Genomic DNA, 17412 nt, shown 5'->3' on the forward strand with positions numbered 1-17412 from the left:
ATAACCATCAGAAGGATGTGTCATGACCGGACATCATGCGCAGAAACACCTCGGCACTGCCGGACATTTCTGCCCATGAGATTCCGTTTGTGGCACATCTTTTTCATTTCTTGTCGGCATGGGCGTCCATCATCCGCTGCAGCTTTCCGGAAAGCAGGAAAAGAACAACCGCTGCCGCACCGCTCATGAAAACAAACAGCATGAAGAAATCAAACAGATTTTCTATTCTATACCCCATGAAACTGCGCACCGTTCCGTTCTCCGGATAATAACCGCTCAGAAGTCCCGCAAACTTGTTGGCAGCCGATGTGCTGAGGTACCACACTCCCATCAGAAGAGAAGAAAAGCGGGCTGGCGACAGCTGGTAGACAATTGACAGTCCGATGGGTGCCAGACAAAGCTCGCCCATTGTATGGATAAGGTAAAGCCCCGTAAGCCAAACCATGCTTACCTTCATGTCCGGCTCCACACCTTTCACGCCGAAAGCGATATACAGATAGCCCAAAGAAAGCAGCAGCAGTCCGATTGCCTGCTTCCGGGGAGAACAAGGCTCCATCCCGCGCTTGCGCAGAAAAGACCAGACCGAAGAGAACAGAGGAGCCAGCACTACAATCATGATGGGATTGAACGACTGGAAATAAGAAGCCGGCATCTCCCACCCTCCGATGTGCCGGTCGGTCTGCTCGTCGGCAAAGAAGGTAAGCGACGCTCCGGCCTGCTCATAGGCCGACCAGAAGAATATCACAAAGAAGGCGATGATATAGATGACCCCGATCCGCATTTTCTCTGCACGCGCCAGCGAACGGTCGGTGATGATGACTATCGGCACCACAATGGTTGTGGCATAGATGAGCGAGCCGATCCAGTCGGCACCGGCAAAACAGTGTGAAGCTCCGGCATCCCAGTTCACCGAGAACAGGAGCGTAAGCGCAACCGTGCTGACAGCCATAAGCCACACGCGCGCCGACGATGCTTTCTGACCGCCCCCTGCTTTCTCTTTTTTACGCGCGTCCGCCTTTACGGGAGCCGTTCCCACCGGATTTCCGCAGGGATCACAGATGTATTTGTTCTTGAAAATCTGAAACACGGCAGCGCCGAGCAGCATCCCGATACATGCAGCCAGAAAGCCCCATTTGAAGTCCTCGGGATGTCCCGTATTTCCTACAAGCCCGCAGATCAGCGGAGCTATCGTAGAGCCGACGTTCACCCCCATATAGAAGATGGTGAAAGCCGAATCCTTCCGCTCGTCGTCGTCTGCATAAAGGCGTCCGACCATTGTAGAGATATTGGGCTTGAAGAAGCCGTTTCCAAGAATCAGAAGCCCCAGCCCGCAGAACATCAGGTATTTGGCCAGTCCGGCCTCATGAAAATAACACGCGCTGAGAAAAAGCAGAAACTGGCCCAGGGCCATAGTCAGCGCTCCTGCCACAATCGAACGCCGGTTCCCCCAATAGCGGTCGGCTATGTAGCCGCCGATAAGCGGAGTCAGATAAACCAGCCCCGTATAGCTTCCGTAAACTTGCGATGCCGTTTCCTTGTCGAACAGCAATGCCTGCACCATGTAGAGCATGAACAGTGCCCTCATGCCGTAATAGCTGAATCTCTCCCACATTTCTGTGACAAAGAGAAGATAAAGTCCTTTCGGATGTCCTTTTGTCGTACTCATTCTTTTTTCTGTCGATAAAAATTACCTGTTTTTCATTAACCGACTGCAAAAGTAAGGAATATTTCCTGTTCCGGCAACATAAAGACAAGGAGTGTGCAAAGAATCAGCGAGCTTCAGCCCGGTCAATCAGCTGGAAAGCGGCGGTTACGCGGTCCATAAAATCCGCAGAAGGAGCCACAGCCATCAGCTGGAGGACAAGATCGTTCACGTCCGCCTTCCGGTCAAGTTCAAGCGTCTTCTGCAGGTCCCCAAGCGACTCTTCATATTTTCCCGTTTCCAGATAAAGCTGCGCGCGCGCCTTGTAGTTCTCTGCATCAGACGGACTCAGACGGATCGCTTCGTCGAGATCCTGCTGCGCCGCCTCCCACTGCTTCAGTTCCGTAAGCAGCACGCCGCGCGAATAGCGGGCAAACGAGAGGTATTCGGAATCATCCGCCGGTATCAGCTCCAGGCTCGACTGGAGTGCCTGAAGCGCCAGTTTTGTGTCGCCGCAGCAGTTGCATATCAGCGCCATATAGCAGTGTGCGTAACCGTTGTCCGGATGCTCCGTGATTTCAGCATTCAGGTATTTGTATGCAGTGACCGGATCACCGTCATTGAGCGCTTCCACCCCTTTTACATAGTTGTCGCTCGCCGGACGGGCAGGCTGCCCGGCGTATACAAAGCCGCAAAGAGCGGACAAGCAAGCCAAAAGAATCATTCGTGTTTTCATGGTGTTCTCACAGTTAAATTTCAAACGTCGGCAAATCTATGAACAAATTTGATAACCTGCAACAGAATCCTGCAAAATTCTCACGAGGTTTTATTAGATAGATAAAAAAACGTCTAAGTCTTCAAGGCTCTGGTTGATTATACCGTTGCAAACTTGACATTATAATGTTTCATGGAAAGCCCCAGCTGTTCACCGGCCTGGTCATTGCAGAACTTCAGGGCGGTCTCTTTCACCTTGAACCAGTTGAGATAGTCCTGCATGTACTTTGTGGCGACGCCCCAGAATGTTCCGTTAAGCCATTTCATTTCAACGAGCCGTGGAAAATCGACATTCTGGACTTCCTGAACAAGAACTATATATACGAGTTCACGATGGAAGATTTGGCGCACTATACGGGAAGAAGCCTTGCCACATTCAAGCGCGATTTCAAGAAGATAAGTGATCTGACACCCGAAAAATGGCTTATACGCAAGCGGCTGGAGGTTGCCTACAACTTGATGAAAGAGGGAGGAAACAAGGTTGTGGATGTCTATACCAAAGTGGGATTCAGAAATCAGTCGCATTTCTCGGCAGCGTTCAAAAAGCAGTACGGCATTGCGCCGACGGCGGTGGCGGTCATTGTATAGTTATTTATGGATAATATATTCACTATTTTTGTGGATATTCCACGGAAAAGCATTATCTTTGCAGCACAATAAAACGGATATATGTATATAGAGTTCGATAAAGACTATTTGCGTGAGCTGTTCGAGCAAGGCCGTACAAGTGACAAGAAGCACCGCTACCAGCCCGAAGTAATCAGGGGCTATTACAAATGCGTGATGTTTCTCAAACGCGCTGAAAATGTAGAACAGCTTTACCGCATACACTCCTTGAACTACGAAGTGCTGCAAGGCGACAAGAAAGGTATTTCATCCGTGCGCATCAATATCAAATACCGCCTTGAATTTACAGTCAGGGAGGTTCTCGGCGAACAGGTAATAACCGTATGCCGTTTGTTGGACATCAGTAACCATTATAAATAAGCGCGATATGGAAGCAACAGCAAAGAAAATTTACGCCCCCAACGAGTTGGTTTGTGCGGTGGCCATACATCCGGGAGAAATGCTCAAGGACGAATTGCAGGCACGTGGTATGTCGCAAAGAAAATTTGCCGGGATAATCGGTATGCCTTATACGGCATTCAACGAGATAATCAACGGGAAACGTCCGATAACCACCGATACAGCATTAAAAATCGAGGCTGCAACAGGGATTGCCGCAACGATATGGCTCGGTTTGCAGACAGACTATAATATGCAGACTGCCCGGAGAGACAACAAACTTTCCGCCATTTTGGAGAACATACGCAAGTCGGTTGCGGTTCTCTGAAAGGCCGTATGGGTTTGCATGTTCATTTGGACTTTTCACCCACACTATTTGAGCCTCACAGCAATTCCGTTGTGGGGCTTTTGCTTTACCTTTGCATCTGTAATCATAATTATAATACTAAAACAAGGACCGGCAGGGTTAAAAGCCATCTGCCGGTCCTTGTTGTTTTGAATTTATTTCTTGCTTCCTGCTTCTATCTTCTTGATGAACTTTGCCGGATTGCCGCCTACGACGCTCATCGGCGGTACATCATGCGTCACCACGCTGTTGGCACCGACAATAGAACCGTAGCCAATACGCACGCCGGGCAGAACCGTAGCACCAATGCCAATCCACACCTTGTCCTCGATGACAATGGGACGACCGTATGTCGCGCTACGGTTATCGGGATTCGGGTCGTGGTTGATGGTAATGAGGTTAACTTTTGGGGCAATGAACACACCGTCACCGATGGTGATGCCGCCACGGTCGAAGAAAGTGCAACCTTGCTGTATCCAGCATCCCTTGCCGATGCGGATGTTCTTGCCGTAATCCACATAGAACGGGGGCAGCAGTGTCGTACTCTTATCAATCTCCCTGCCTGTAATGCGGTGCAGATATTCATGCACTTCTTCCGGCGTGAGCCAGCCTTTTGCATTCATTTCCGCAGCTGTAGACATCGTGTCGAAGATGGTGCTGATCAGTTTGTCATAGCCCGGCTCGTCGGGTGAGACCATAGCACCTGAAAGGTCTTTCTCGAAAATATCCATATTGTTTATCTGTGTTATTTAGTTCTACATCCTTTATTTTACGGTAATGCCGCCATCCACAATCAGCCCCTGTCCGTTCATATACGATGCCTGCGGACTGCATAGCCACAACACGGCATCGGCTATTTCTTCCGGCTTGCCAAGGCGTCCGGCAGGGATGTCTTTCGTGAACATCTGTTCCAAAGCCGGATTGCGGAGAATCAGTTCGTCCACCATCGCAGTCTGTATCACACCCGGACATACGGCATTGATGCGGATGCCCTGGCCAGCGTAGTCAATGGCTGCCGTCTTTGTCAGTCCTAACACGGCGTGCTTGCAGGCGATATAGGCAGCCTGACCCGGAAAGCCGACAACACCGCCTGCCGATGAGGTATTGACTATGGCGCCTTGCCCTTGTTTCAACATCTGCAGGATTTCATAACGCATACTGTTCCACACGCCTTTCAAATCCACAGCAACCGTGCGGTCGAATTCGTCATCGGTTATTTCCGCCATCGGGCGTTGCGGTGTCTGTATGCCCGCATTGTTATGGGCGGCATCCAAATGTCCGTAGTTCGAGACAATCCAGTCTATCATTTCCTTTACCGCCTGCGTGTCTGACACGTCTATGCGGTAGGCCACTGCCTGATGCCCTTCCGCCACCAGTCTGGCTGCTTGCTCTTTCGGCTCGTTGATGTCTGCCAATACCGTGATATACCCTGCACGTGCAAAAGCCTCGGCACATGCTAGTCCGATGCCCATTTCCGCACCGGTCACCAATGCTGTTTTCATTTCCTTTGCATCCATATTGTTTGTTTTTTTTAAGATTCTGGCGCAAAGGTAACGGGTTTTATAGAGAAAGGCTTTGCCCGTCGGCTCAACGTATTTTGCCGTACAGTTCAAAAGAGACTGTCAGATGCTGTGGGCAGGGGAACAGCCGTACAGCCCCTTGTATGCTTTCGAGAAGTGCGACAGGTTCTTAAAGCCTACGTTGTAGCAAATATCAGTCACTTTCTGTGTGCCGGACAGTATGAGGGCGTGTGCGGCTTCCAGTCTGCGGCGAATCACCCACTTTTGCGGGGACAGGTCGCTCACTTTGCTGAAGTCCCGTTTGAATGTGGCCAGGCTTCGTCCGGTGTAATTGGCCATTTCTTCCAGCGAGAGGTCGTTGGTGTAGTTCTGTTCCATGAAGCTCATGATGTCTATCTTCCACGGATCGGCAAAGTCGAAAAGCGAAGCGTACAGGTTTTTGTCCGTGTTCAGGAGTATGTACAATCCTTCCGTCATCTTCAACTCCAGCAGTTCGTCCGTAGGCCGTATGCCGGAATTGAAATAAGGGGTCATGGACTCGAACAGGCTTACGATGTCGGGGCGGTTGGACGGTAACCTGTACAGACTGACTTTGCTCCGTCGTGCATCTTGCGGCAGGCTTCCCTTGTCCAAGCGATTGTAAAAAACACGCAGAAATTTGTCGGTGAACATCAGGAATATGGCCTTGAACTGCTCTCCTTTGTATGCCTGCTTGGTGAGCTGCACGCTGAAATCTTTGCGAATGAAGGCGCAATCTCCCTTGTGCAGTTTGGTGACCTTTTCGCGTTCCTTTATCTCCAGCTCGCCGGAATACATATAGACCAGCACATGCGAATGGTTACGGTGCAGGCAACTGCTTCCGTTGTCTGAATACATGGCAAGGAAGATGTCTGAGTACCGCAATGTATTGATTCCTTTTGTTTCCATCTTTATATATCGTTTTCCAGTGCAAAGGTAATCATTTGCTTTGACAATCTGTTTGCTGTAAAGCTCATATTTCGGTTAATTGAGGTATAGGAGAAACTTCTCTGGGGGCGACATGGAGATGCTTTTTTTTCTATTCAAAATATTACTAATAAGACCATGGCAACGCTATGGCAGAGAATTTCTTTGGGATTATGAAGTCTGACTGCTGTATATCGAGAATCTTGAATCTCCTGAAGCCTAAAGGCTTTGGGTGAACTACCGCTAAACTGAAGATTTAGCGGCTTCGGAGATACCAGTACCTCCTCTCTTTTCCTGCTTCTTCCTGCCATTGCTTTTTAGGACACGAGGTCGGTCATCCACAAGAGGACAGTCCACAGGCTTGACTTTCCCTCGTTCCGAGGGTAGGGCTTTCAAGCCAAATTCCTTTATATTGCAAGCGGCATTTAAGTCCCGGTCGTGGTGTGTACCGCACTCCGGACAAGTCCAGCTCCGCTCGCTAAGTTTTAATCCTTTGTACAGGTAGCCGCATTTGCCACAGGTCTTTGAACATGGGGCAAATCGGCCTATCTTTATGAGGTTCACGCCATACCACTTGCATTTGTATTCAAGCAGCGTCAGGAACATACCGAAAGACGCATCACCTACCGCTTGCGCTAAGTGGTGGTTACGCTGCATCCCCTTCACGTTCAAATCCTCCATGCAGATGGTGCGCACTTGGCTGTCGTGCGTGAGTGAACGGGTGATTTTATGAAGGTTGTCCTTACGGCTGTCGGCTATGTGTTCCTGCAACCGGGCTACCTTGATGCGGGCCTTGTTACGGTTTGCCGAACCTTTCTGTTTGCGGCTCAAACGCTTTTGAAACAACTTCAAACGGTCAAGGCTTCTCTGCAAGTTCTTCGGATTGCCAAATGTGCGTCCGTCAGAACATATGGCAAGCGATTTGATACCCAAATCAATACCCAAAGCCGTATCGTTCTCTACGGGTGTTGTTAGAAGTTCTTGAATAGCCGTATCAACCAATACAGATGCAAAGTATTTTCCCGAGGGTGTCATACTAACGGTAACAGTCTTTACCGTTCCCTTAAATTTGCGGTGCAGCACGGCAGGAATATCTTTCGCCTTTGGGATTGTGATTGTTCCTTTTTCAGAATCCACACGGCAATGTTGGGGGCAAAGGAAACTCTGCCTGTCCTTACGCGATTTGAAGCGTGGAAAACCTACAGTCTTGGTGTTACGGAAAAAATTGGTGCAGGCTGTATCGAGATTGCGCAAAGCACTCTGCAACGACTGGGAATTAACCTCCGACAGCCATTCATGCTCAGCCTTCAATTCACTCTTCATCAGATTGGTCAGATATACGTTGCCGAGCGTTTCCTTACGTTCCTTGTATGCCGTGATTTTCAAATTCAAAGCCCAATTATAGACAAAACGGCAGCAGCCGAAAGTCTTTGCGAACAAGACCTTCTGTTCTTCCGTCGGATAGATTCTATACTTGTAGGCACGTAACACATGGCAAATGTAACGATTTAATGCGAAACAATGATACAGAAAGAATACATCTCAAAGAATCACTCTAATATTGAAGTCATGGAAACAAACAAAGACCATATACACATGATGATATGCAGCGAACCAAAACTCTCTCCGTTACAAATCGTAAGGAAGCTAAAACAAATGTCAACAACTGCCACGTGGAAAAGGCATGAAAACTGTCTTAGACATATATTTTACAGGGAAAATACATTTTGGACAGATGGATATTTTGTGTCATCAGTCGGAAATGTCAGTCAGGAAACTATAAAAGAATCAAAGCCCGGTTAAATGGAAAGAGTCCGGTACAATACCGAACTCTTTCTATTACGGGATAATGTTTAACTTGTCTAACTTTTGGGGTGCATTTCAGTTTATTTGATACACCCTCTTCGTCTTTATTAAAAAAGTCTTTGCTATTTCGAATCTATCAATAGCCCATTTCTTTTTCCAGGGCGTTATATTTTTCCTTGTCGATCTTCCAGTAAATGTTCAGCAGGAACTGTCCCCACAACTGGCGGTCGTCCGGTTTCAGCGATTTGGCTTTTTCGTAGAAAGGAGCAGCCTTCTTGTAGAGTTCCTCTATCTGCTTTTCATTGGCAGCATATTTCGGATCGTCCATAGAGATCTTAGAGTTCTCTTCTACGATACTCTGGGCCGGGAAAAAATAGCAGTCGCCGATCTTAGAGCTCGATTCAGCCTGGAAATCGCCTCCGGCGGCAATCACGTCATTAAAGGTAGCGATCGCTCCATCGTAGTCCTTGTTTTCATACTGCAGCACGCCCTTCACGTATTTATAGTATGCCGAATTCGGATTCTTCGCGATAATTTCGTCCATTGAAGCCAGAGCGTCGGCAACTTTCCCTTTCTGGATGTAGTAGTCCATCAGGTTGCCCACAAAATATTCCTGGTTCGGGAACTTCTCAACGCCTTCCTTGATCGTGGCCAGCCACTGGGTTGAGTCGGGTGTTTCGCCCTTTCCGTACACTTCAGCCAGACACATCAGCGAGCGGAAGCCCTCTTCCTTGTGGTTCTTGCCGACAGTAGCATATTTCACTACGGCCGAATTGTCTTTCAGCGAGTTGGCAGCCAATGCGGCATAGTTTGCGATCAGAGGAACCAGCGTGTCATTCTTCACGGAAGAGATTTCGTCGAACATTGCGTTCTGCGGAGCATCTACATACAGGCCGAAGTACTTCAGCGCGCCGGCATAGTTTCCGGCATTGTAAGCGTCAGAACCTGCATTGGTCAGCTGCGGACGCACCTTGGCCAACGTTTCAGCCAGTTTCTTTCTCAGTTTCGGTTTTTTCAGCTCGCCGCTCTTCACCTTTGCCTGTTCTACCTCATCACACTTGGTGTAATATTCAAACATTTTGGCAAGGCTGTTGTAGAGCTTCGAAGTGTCTGCCTTTCCGCCCGGCAGATACAGCTTCATGTTCTCGTCGTCATAGATTGACTTCTGGAAGTCGCCTGCAAGTTTCCATGTTTCAGGATCGTTGGCAGTAGAAGGGTCAGTCAGAGCCGGTTCGATGATCTGAGCGGCCTTGGCAGGATCTCCCTTTGCTTTCTTCGCTTCTTTCACCACACTTTCCTGTGCTGACGCAGCGCACACCGTAAAAAGGAATGCCGCTGCTGTAAATAGAACTTTTCTCATAATGGTTTGAATTAGTAATACAATTTATTTTCTGTCATCATTTCTCTCTCATTCTTTCGGTTCGCCCGAATCGTCTGAAACAGCTTCCACGTCCTCCACGTCCGCTTCTTCCTGTTCCGAAGCCACCTTACATACCGATCCGATGCGGTCGTTGCGCTTGCCGAGGTCTATCAGGCGCACGCCTTGAGTTGCGCGTCCCATGATACGCACGTCGGCCACTTTCAGACGGATCGTGATTCCCGACTTGTTGATGATCATCAGGTCGTTTTCGTCCGTCACCGACTTGATGGCAACCAGACAGCCGGTTTTGTCCGTAATGCTCAGCGTCTTCACGCCTTTTCCGCCCCGGTTTGTCTTGCGGTAGTCTTCAAGGTCCGAACGCTTGCCGTAGCCGTTTTCAGAAACAACCATCACGGTTTCAGTCTGGGGATCCTTGATGCAGATCATTCCGATCACCTCATCCTGACCGTCTTCGTCAAGTGTGATTCCCCTTACGCCCGTTGCCGTACGTCCCATTTCGCGCACTGCACTCTCATGGAAGCGGATGGCCCGTCCGTTGCGGTTGGCTATGATGATTTCATTGTTTCCGTTAGTCATGCGCACTTCGATCACCCGGTCGTCTTCGCGGATCGTAATCGCGTTCACGCCGTTCTGGCGCGGGCGGGAATACTGCTCAAGCAGCGTTTTCTTTATCACTCCCTTCTGTGTGCAGAACAGCACGTAATGGCTGTTGATGAACTCCTTGTCGTTCAGGTTCTTCACACGCAGATAGGCAGTCACCGCATCGTCTGCCTCGATGTTGAGCAGATTCTGGATGGCACGCCCCTTCGAAGTCCGGTTTCCTTCGGGTATTTCGTAAACCTTCAGCCAGTAGCACTTGCCCTTTTGCGTGAAGAAGAGCAGCGTGTTGTGCATGGTAGCCGGATAGATGTGCTCGATAAAGTCAGAGTCGCGGGTGTCGCTTCCTTTCGCGCCTACCCCTCCGCGGTTTTGCGCATGGAACTCCGACAGCGGCGTACGCTTGATGTATCCCATGTGCGATATGGTGATGATCATGTCGTCGTCGGCATAGAAGTCTTCCGGATTGAACTCTTCGGAAGAATAGATGATTTCAGAGCGGCGCGGATCGCCGTACTTCTCCTTCACCTCAAGGAGTTCGTCCTTCACCACCTTGCGGCAAAGCTCATCGTTGCTCAGCACTTCTTCCAGATATGCGATCTGCTTCATGACTTCGTCGTACTCAGCGTGAAGCTGCTCCTGCATCAGTCCCGTCAGTTGGCGCAGACGCATCTCCACGATGGCGCGCGCCTGTATTTCAGAAAGCTGGAAGCGGTTCATCAGGTTCGTGATGGCCTCGTTGGGCGTCTTGGCGGCGCGGATGATATGCACCACCTCGTCGATATTGTCTGACGCGATGATCAGGCCTTCCAGGATGTGCGCACGCTCTTTCGCCTTGCGCAGGTCGAAGCGCGAGCGGCGGATAACCACCTCGTGGCGGTGTTCGAGGAACAGCCGGATCAGATCCTTCAGATTCAGCAGCTTCGGCCGTCCGTGCACCAGCGCGATGTTGTTCACGCTGAACGAACTTTGCAGGGCCGTCATCTTGAACAGCTTGTTGAGCACTACGTTTGCGTTGGCGTCGCGCTTCACGTCGATTACGATGCGCATGCCGTCGCGGTCAGATTCGTCGTTGACATAAGATATGCCGTCGATCTTCTTGTCGGTTACCAGCGCGGCTATGCTCTCGATCAGCTCTTTCTTGTTCACGTTATAAGGGATCTCCTTCACAACGATCTTGTCGTGCGTGGGATGCGGTTCGATTTCAGTCTTCGCGCGCATCACAACCCGTCCGCGTCCCGTTTCGTAGGCGTCGCGCACGCCGCTGATGCCGTAGATATATCCTCCGGTCGGGAAGTCGGGCGCTTTCACATACTTCATCAGGCCGTCCACATCGATGTCGCTGTTGTCCAGATAAGCCACACACGCGTCGATCACCTCGCCCAGATTGTGGGTAGGCATGTTGGTGGCCATACCCACGGCAATACCCGAGGCTCCGTTAACCAGCAGGTTCGGGATGCGGGTAGGCATCACGGTAGGCTCCTGCAGCGTATCGTCGAAGTTGTTGGTAAAGTCCACAGTTTCCTTGTAGAGATCCTGCATCATCTCCTCTCCGATCTTCTTCAGGCGTGCCTCCGTATAACGCATGGCGGCCGGGCTGTCGCCGTCGACCGACCCGAAGTTTCCCTGTCCGTCGACGAGCGGATAGCGCATCGCCCAGTCCTGAGCCATGCGGACCAGCGCTCCGTAGACGGAAGAGTCACCGTGAGGGTGGTATTTACCAAGCACCTCACCGACGATTCTCGCCGATTTCTTATGTGGTTTGTCGGACGTGTTTCCAAGCTCCATCATACCGTAAAGGATACGGCGGTGAACAGGCTTGAAACCGTCCCTTACATCCGGGAGGGCGCGTGCAACGATCACTGACATCGAGTAGTCGATGTACGACGACTTCATTTCCTCTTCGATGTTGATCTGTATAATCCTGTCTTGTTCCTGTTGTTCTTGCATTTAAAACAATTATTAATTACTCTTTTTTTGAAGTTCACTAAAAATCACGCTAAAATACGACTTTTACACGATATACAAAAACTTTTCGCGCAAAAAATGCTTGCCGCAGGGCTTCAGATGCCGAATCTGCCACATTATCATGCGGCTATGCGGCAAACATGCGGGCCGCACCGACCCTTTTGGCAGAAAATTTAAGGGGTAAGGGGATCTCTTTTTTTATTTTATATATTATATATAATAAGGTGTGGTCTGCTTTTCGCGTACTCGCTTGCGGTTCCCTCACCCTTGCAACTTACTGCAATACAGATTGTTAAGTGTTACCTTTGCGGTTACCCTCCTTTTTTCCGCCTTCCCCGCGCCGGACACGGCAAACGCCCCGCCCTTTTGCCTGAGCAATGTGGCATACATTTTGCAGGGAACAATTAACGGCACATGCGTCCGACGACCTGCCAAGATAACGTGTAATCCCGTTTAAAATTACCCGTTATCTTCATGAAGATGACGGGTTATCTTACCTCAAAGACCGCGGTCTTTTCAGGCGGATGACGGAACATCTTCACGAAGGCAGAGCCGGAAGCCGCTTTTTTTGAGAAAAGTCAGCCTGATTGCATGAGAAATGTACACGCAGTAAAATAAAATGATGTACATTTGCAATCTGGTTCTAATTATTTTTAAGGAGAAAAACATCAGATGGACAGCCAATTTACACAAAGAGTATCAGACATCATCCTTTACGGCAAGGAAGAGGCCAACCGCCTGCGCAACGGCTACGTAGGGCCGGAACACCTGCTGCTGGGGATGATACGTGAAGGGGAGAACAAGGCTATAGAGGTTCTGGAGAGTCTTTATGTGGACGTGAAGAAAATCAAATATGATTTGGAATCAGTCTTAAGGCAGGAGTCGGCTCCCGAAGAGGGATACGACGAGAATATCACTTTCAACGACAAAGCAACAAGAATATTGAAGGACAGCATACTGGAGGCCAAGCTCATGCAAAGCCCGGCCGCCGACGTGCAACACATATTGCTAGCAATTATGAGAGAAGACAGGAACAGAGCTTCCGAAATCCTGGAAGAATACGACGTGACTTACGGAATGATCGCTGACAGGCTGGCACCCAAGTCGGAACCGCAGGCCGGACTTGATTTCGGCGAGGAGGACGAAGACGAAGAGGAAATGGGCCCGCGCGAAAACAACGGATGGGAAAACCGCCCGTCGGGCGAACAGGGATACGGAGCTGCCACACAGACGCGCTCGCAGAAGGCGAACAACGACACGCCGATGCTCGACACCTTCGGAACCGACATGACGAAGGCTGCCGAAGAAGGAAGGCTCGACCCGGTGGTGGGACGTGAAAAGGAAATCGAACGCATCGCGCAGATTCTGAGCCGCCGGAAGAAAAACAACCCGATCCTCATCGGCGAGCCGGGCGTGGGAAAGTCGGCCATCGTAGAAGGGCTGGCACGGCGCATCGTAGAAAAGAAGGTGTCGCGCATCCTGTTCGGAAAACGTGTCGTCGCGCTTGACATGATGTCAGTCGTGGCAGGAACCAAATACCGCGGACAGTTCGAGGAACGTATCCGGTCGATACTGGGCGAGCTGAAGAAAAACCCGGACATCATCCTGTTCATCGACGAGATACACAACATCGTCGGAGCAGGATCGGCGGCAGGGTCGATGGATGCGGCCAACATGCTGAAACCGGCGCTGGCACGCGGCGAAATCCAATGCATCGGAGCCACCACGCTCGACGAATACCGGCAGAACATCGAAAAGGACGGGGCGCTTGAGCGACGCTTCCAGAAGGTGATGGTGGAGCCTACCACAACCGACGAAACGCTGCAGATCCTGAAGAACATCAAGGAAAGATACGAAGAGCACCACAACGTGAACTACACGGACGATGCGCTGGAAGCGTGTGTCAAACTGACAGACCGCTACATCACCGACCGCAACTTCCCCGACAAGGCTATCGACGCGCTCGACGAGGCCGGATCGCGGGTACACCTGACCAACATCACGGCTCCGAAAGAGATCGAAGAGCAGGAGAAGCTGATCGACGAGGCACGGAACAACAAGAACGAAGCTGTGAGATGCCAGAACTTCGAACTCGCCGCAAGCTTCCGCGACCGGGAAAAGCATTACATGGAGCAGCTGGAAGCGATGAAGCGGGAATGGGAAGAGAAACTGAAGGAAAAGCGCGAAACCGTAGACGCGGAAAAGGTGGCCGACGTGGTGTCGATGATGTCGGGCGTACCCGTGCAGCGGATGGCAGAGGCCGAAGGCATCAAGCTGAAAGGGATGAAAAACGAGCTGCTGTCGAAGGTCATCGCACAGGACAAGGCTGTGGATACGCTCGTCAAGGCGATCCAGCGGAGCCGCGTGGGACTGAAGGATCCGAACAAGCCGATAGGCACGTTCCTCTTCCTCGGACCTACGGGAGTGGGAAAAACCCACCTGGCGAAACAGCTCGCCAAGCTGATGTTCGGCTCTGCCGACGCGCTGATACGCATCGACATGAGCGAATATATGGAGAAATTCACCGTATCGCGCCTCGTGGGAGCGCCTCCGGGCTATGTAGGATATGAAGAAGGCGGACAGCTGACCGAGAAAGTGCGGCGCAAGCCCTACTCCATCGTCCTGCTCGACGAAATCGAGAAAGCGCACCCGGACGTGTTCAACCTCCTGCTGCAAGTGATGGACGAAGGAAGGCTGACCGACAGCTTCGGCAGAACGGTGGACTTCAAGAACACCGTGATCATCATGACTTCAAACGTGGGCACACGCCAGCTCAAGGAGTTCGGCAGAGGCATCGGATTCGCCGCGCAGAACCGTGCGGACGACAAGGAGTACTCGCAGGGAGTCATCACGAAGGCACTCAACAAATCGTTCGCGCCCGAGTTCATCAACCGTCTGGATGAAATCATCACGTTCGACCAGCTCGACATCAACGCGCTGATACGCATCATCGACATCGAGCTGAAAGGACTGTACCAGCGGGTGGAGAACCTCGGATACAGGCTGGAAATCGACGAAGCGGCGAAACGCTTCGTGGCCGAAAAGGGATACGACGTGCAGTTCGGCGCACGTCCGCTGAAACGGTCGATCCAGAACAACCTCGAAGACGGACTGGCAGAGCTGATCATCAACGAGGAACCGAAGGCGGGCGACCGCATCCGCGTAAGCATGAACGAGGCCGGCGACGGACTGAAGATGGAAATCGAAAGAATGTGACAAAAGGCCATGTATACAGACAAAATGTCAGACACTCCGGTGTCTGGCATTTTTTTTGCGAAAAGGACAGTGTTTTATTAAGCAATCAATTTAAACAAATACAGATATGCAGAAAGGCAATATCGGGGTAACGACAGAAAACATCTTCCCCATTATCAAAAAGTTTTTGTATAGCGATCACGAGATCTTTCTCCGTGAGTTGGTTTCAAATGCCGTAGATGCCACCCAGAAGCTGAAGACACTGGCTTCTACCGGCGAGTTCAAAGGCGAAATGGGCGACCTGACCGTTCATGTGAACGCGGACAAGGACAAGGGCACCATCACCATCACCGACCGGGGACTGGGACTGACGGCTGACGAAATCGAAAAATACATCAACCAGATCGCTTTTTCGGGCGCAAACGACTTCCTCGAAAAATACAAGGAAGACGCCAACGCCATCATCGGGCACTTCGGACTGGGATTCTACTCGGCCTTCATGGTTGCCAGGAAAGTGGAAATCGTCACCCGCTCTTACAAGGAAGGCGCGCCTGCAATGAAATGGAGCTGCGACGGAAGCCCTGAGTTCACGATGGAAGAAACCGAACGCGCCGACCGCGGAACGGACATCATCCTTTACATCGATGACGACTGCAAGGAGTTCCTGGAAGAATCGCGCATCCATGCCCTGCTGACCAAATACTGCCGCTTCCTTCCGGTTCCCGTAGCTTTCGGCAAGAAAAAGGAATGGAAGGACGGAAAACAGGTTGAAACCGGCGAAGACAATGTGATCAACGACACGTGCCCGATATGGACAAAGAAGCCGAGCGAACTGAAGGATGAAGACTACAAGAAGTTCTACCGCGACCTTTATCCGATGTCGGACGAGCCGCTGTTCTGGATTCATCTGAACGTAGACTATCCGTTCAACCTGACAGGCGTGCTCTACTTCCCGAAAATCAAGAGCAACATCGACCTGCAGCGCAACAAGATTCAGCTCTACTGCAACCAGGTGTTCGTGACTGACTCGGTGGAAGGAATCGTTCCCGACTTCCTGACCCTGCTGCACGGAGTGATCGACTCGCCGGACATCCCGCTCAACGTGTCGCGCTCTTACCTGCAGAGCGACGCAAACGTGAAGAAGATTTCAACCTACATCACGAAGAAAGTGGCCGACCGCCTGCAGGCAATCTTCAAGAACGACCGGAAGGAGTTTGAAGAAAAATGGGACGACCTGAAGCTCTTCATCAACTACGGCATGCTGACACAGGAAGATTTCTACGAAAAAGCCGAGAAGTTCGCCCTGCTGAAAGATACGGAAAAGAAGTGCTACACGTTTGAAGAATACCGCACGCTCATCAAAGACAGCCAGACCGACAAGGACGGAACGCTGGTATACCTCTACGCCAACAACACCGACGAGCAGTATACTTACATCGACGCTGCCAAGAACAAGGGATACAACGTGCTGCTGATGGACGGACAGCTCGACGTGCCGATGATCAACATGCTGGAGCAGAAGTTCGAGAAAAGCCGCTTCACGCGCGTAGACAGCGATGTGATAGACCGTCTGATCGTAAAGGAAGAGCAAAAAGGCGAAGAACTGCCACAAGACAAACGCGATGTGCTCTCTGCCCTGTTCCGCGGACAGATGCCGAAACTGCAGAAAACAGAATTCGACGTAGAGGCCAAGGCCATGGGCGAAAACGCCGCTCCGATCATCATCACGCAGTCGGAATACATGCGCCGTATGAAGGACATGGCAAACTTCCAGCCGGGAATGGGATTCTACGGAGAAATGCCGAGCATGTACAACCTGGTGCTCAACAGCGACCACAGGCTGGTAAAGCAGGTGCTTGAAAACGCCGAAAGCGCATGCGCCGAACAGCTGGTTCCGGTGGAAGCCGAAATCGCTGCGCTGACCATCCGCCAGAACGAACTCCGCAAAGCGCAGGAAGGAAAGAAGAGCGAAGACATTCCGGCAGCGGAAAAAGACGAGCTGGCCGACGTGGAAAAGAAACTGAACGAACAGAAAGAAGAAAAGACTAAGGTGCTGAACGGCTATGCCGCAGGCAATAAGGTGGTTCACCAGCTTATCGACCTGGCCTTGCTGCAAAACAACATGCTGAAAGGCGAAGCGCTGACCAACTTTGTGAAACGCAGCGTGGAAATGATTTGAAACCGCGCCGTGCAAAAGCAAGCCGTTCCCGGTCCGGGAGCGGCTTTTTTTATG

The 17412-nt window shown here is 50.9% G+C and carries 13 protein-coding genes and 1 pseudogene; 6 read left to right on the plus strand and 8 right to left on the minus strand.

Annotation, left to right across the window (positions count from 1 at the left end; all coding sequences use genetic code 11):
• Nucleotides 1-103: 103 nt before the first annotated feature.
• Together NW212_RS04620 and NW212_RS04625 are read right to left on the minus strand one after the other, a co-directional pair.
• Nucleotides 104-1666, minus strand: a complete 1563-nt coding sequence (locus NW212_RS04620; RefSeq protein ID WP_258337469.1) for a peptide MFS transporter — start codon at nt 1664-1666, stop codon at nt 104-106.
• Nucleotides 1667-1769: 103 nt separating this feature from the next.
• Entirely contained in the window at nt 1770-2378 is a 609-nt protein-coding gene (locus NW212_RS04625; protein WP_258337470.1) for a hypothetical protein, read from the minus strand.
• Nucleotides 2379-2677: 299 nt separating this feature from the next.
• Here NW212_RS04625 and NW212_RS04630 point away from each other — a divergent pair.
• The 3 genes and pseudogenes from NW212_RS04630 to NW212_RS04640 form a co-directional block, all read left to right on the plus strand.
• A pseudogene (locus tag NW212_RS04630) lies at nt 2678-3004 on the plus strand (helix-turn-helix domain-containing protein); the annotation flags it as partial.
• An 81-nt stretch (nt 3005-3085) separates the two neighbouring features.
• A complete protein-coding gene (locus NW212_RS04635) occupies nt 3086-3403 on the plus strand; it encodes a type II toxin-antitoxin system RelE/ParE family toxin (protein ID WP_258337471.1) in 318 nt (105 codons plus the stop codon).
• A gap of 7 nt (nt 3404-3410) precedes the next feature.
• Nucleotides 3411-3749: a HigA family addiction module antitoxin gene (locus NW212_RS04640; protein WP_258337472.1), complete on the plus strand. Its 339-nt coding sequence runs from the start codon at nt 3411-3413 to the stop codon at nt 3747-3749.
• 173 nt (nt 3750-3922) lie between these two features.
• Here NW212_RS04640 and NW212_RS04645 read toward each other — a convergent pair whose 3' ends face one another.
• The 4 genes from NW212_RS04645 to NW212_RS04660 form a co-directional block, all read right to left on the minus strand.
• Nucleotides 3923-4498, minus strand: a complete 576-nt coding sequence (locus NW212_RS04645; protein ID WP_258337473.1) for a DapH/DapD/GlmU-related protein — start codon at nt 4496-4498, stop codon at nt 3923-3925.
• A gap of 33 nt (nt 4499-4531) precedes the next feature.
• Nucleotides 4532-5284 carry an SDR family NAD(P)-dependent oxidoreductase gene (locus NW212_RS04650; RefSeq protein WP_258337474.1) on the minus strand — a complete coding sequence of 251 codons (753 nt, stop codon included), beginning with the start codon at nt 5282-5284 and terminating at the stop codon, nt 4532-4534.
• Nucleotides 5285-5389: 105 nt separating this feature from the next.
• On the minus strand, nt 5390-6214 hold the full coding sequence (locus NW212_RS04655; protein ID WP_375337946.1) for a helix-turn-helix domain-containing protein: 825 nt from the start codon (nt 6212-6214) through the stop codon (nt 5390-5392).
• A gap of 261 nt (nt 6215-6475) precedes the next feature.
• Nucleotides 6476-7723, minus strand: a complete 1248-nt coding sequence (locus NW212_RS04660) for a transposase (protein ID WP_258337475.1) — start codon at nt 7721-7723, stop codon at nt 6476-6478.
• A gap of 30 nt (nt 7724-7753) precedes the next feature.
• Here NW212_RS04660 and tnpA point away from each other — a divergent pair, with 30 nt between their 5' ends.
• Nucleotides 7754-8035, plus strand: coding sequence for an IS200/IS605 family transposase (tnpA, locus tag NW212_RS04665; protein WP_258337476.1), 282 nt, complete (start codon nt 7754-7756; stop codon nt 8033-8035).
• Between the two features lie 139 nt (nt 8036-8174).
• On the opposite strand, the gene NW212_RS04670 is transcribed toward tnpA, so the two are convergent.
• Both NW212_RS04670 and gyrA read right to left on the minus strand, forming a co-directional pair.
• Nucleotides 8175-9398 (minus strand): tetratricopeptide repeat protein, encoded by a 1224-nt coding sequence (locus tag NW212_RS04670; RefSeq protein WP_258337477.1) that lies wholly within the window; start codon nt 9396-9398, stop codon nt 8175-8177.
• 48 nt (nt 9399-9446) lie between these two features.
• Nucleotides 9447-11966: a DNA gyrase subunit A gene (gene gyrA, locus NW212_RS04675; RefSeq protein ID WP_258337478.1), complete on the minus strand. Its 2520-nt coding sequence runs from the start codon at nt 11964-11966 to the stop codon at nt 9447-9449.
• A gap of 690 nt (nt 11967-12656) precedes the next feature.
• Here gyrA and NW212_RS04680 point away from each other — a divergent pair.
• Together NW212_RS04680 and htpG are read left to right on the plus strand one after the other, a co-directional pair.
• Entirely contained in the window at nt 12657-15200 is a 2544-nt protein-coding gene (locus NW212_RS04680; protein WP_258337479.1) for an ATP-dependent Clp protease ATP-binding subunit, read from the plus strand.
• A gap of 106 nt (nt 15201-15306) precedes the next feature.
• A complete protein-coding gene (gene htpG / locus NW212_RS04685) occupies nt 15307-17358 on the plus strand; it encodes a molecular chaperone HtpG (protein ID WP_258337480.1) in 2052 nt (683 codons plus the stop codon).
• Nucleotides 17359-17412: the final 54 nt, after the last annotated feature.

The organism is Bacteroides sp. ET225, assembly GCF_024733745.1.
GTDB classification, from domain to species: domain Bacteria; phylum Bacteroidota; class Bacteroidia; order Bacteroidales; family Bacteroidaceae; genus Phocaeicola; species Phocaeicola excrementipullorum.

Bases quoted from the DNA above. Each gene is read 5' to 3' on its own strand.
- NW212_RS04620 (WP_258337469.1), bottom strand. From the start codon at position 1,666: ATGAGTACGACAAAAGGACATCCGAAAGGACTTTATCTTCTCTTTGTC.
- NW212_RS04625 (WP_258337470.1), bottom strand. From the start codon at position 2,378: ATGAAAACACGAATGATTCTTTTGGCTTGCTTGTCCGCTCTTTGCGGC.
- NW212_RS04635 (WP_258337471.1), top strand. From the start codon at position 3,086: ATGTATATAGAGTTCGATAAAGACTATTTGCGTGAGCTGTTCGAGCAA.
- NW212_RS04640 (WP_258337472.1), top strand. From the start codon at position 3,411: ATGGAAGCAACAGCAAAGAAAATTTACGCCCCCAACGAGTTGGTTTGT.
- NW212_RS04645 (WP_258337473.1), bottom strand. From the start codon at position 4,498: ATGGATATTTTCGAGAAAGACCTTTCAGGTGCTATGGTCTCACCCGAC.
- NW212_RS04650 (WP_258337474.1), bottom strand. From the start codon at position 5,284: ATGGATGCAAAGGAAATGAAAACAGCATTGGTGACCGGTGCGGAAATG.
- NW212_RS04655 (WP_375337946.1), bottom strand. From the start codon at position 6,214: ATGGAAACAAAAGGAATCAATACATTGCGGTACTCAGACATCTTCCTT.
- tnpA (WP_258337476.1), top strand. From the start codon at position 7,754: ATGATACAGAAAGAATACATCTCAAAGAATCACTCTAATATTGAAGTC.
- NW212_RS04670 (WP_258337477.1), bottom strand. From the start codon at position 9,398: ATGAGAAAAGTTCTATTTACAGCAGCGGCATTCCTTTTTACGGTGTGC.
- gyrA (WP_258337478.1), bottom strand. From the start codon at position 11,966: ATGCAAGAACAACAGGAACAAGACAGGATTATACAGATCAACATCGAA.
- NW212_RS04680 (WP_258337479.1), top strand. From the start codon at position 12,657: ATGGACAGCCAATTTACACAAAGAGTATCAGACATCATCCTTTACGGC.
- htpG (WP_258337480.1), top strand. From the start codon at position 15,307: ATGCAGAAAGGCAATATCGGGGTAACGACAGAAAACATCTTCCCCATT.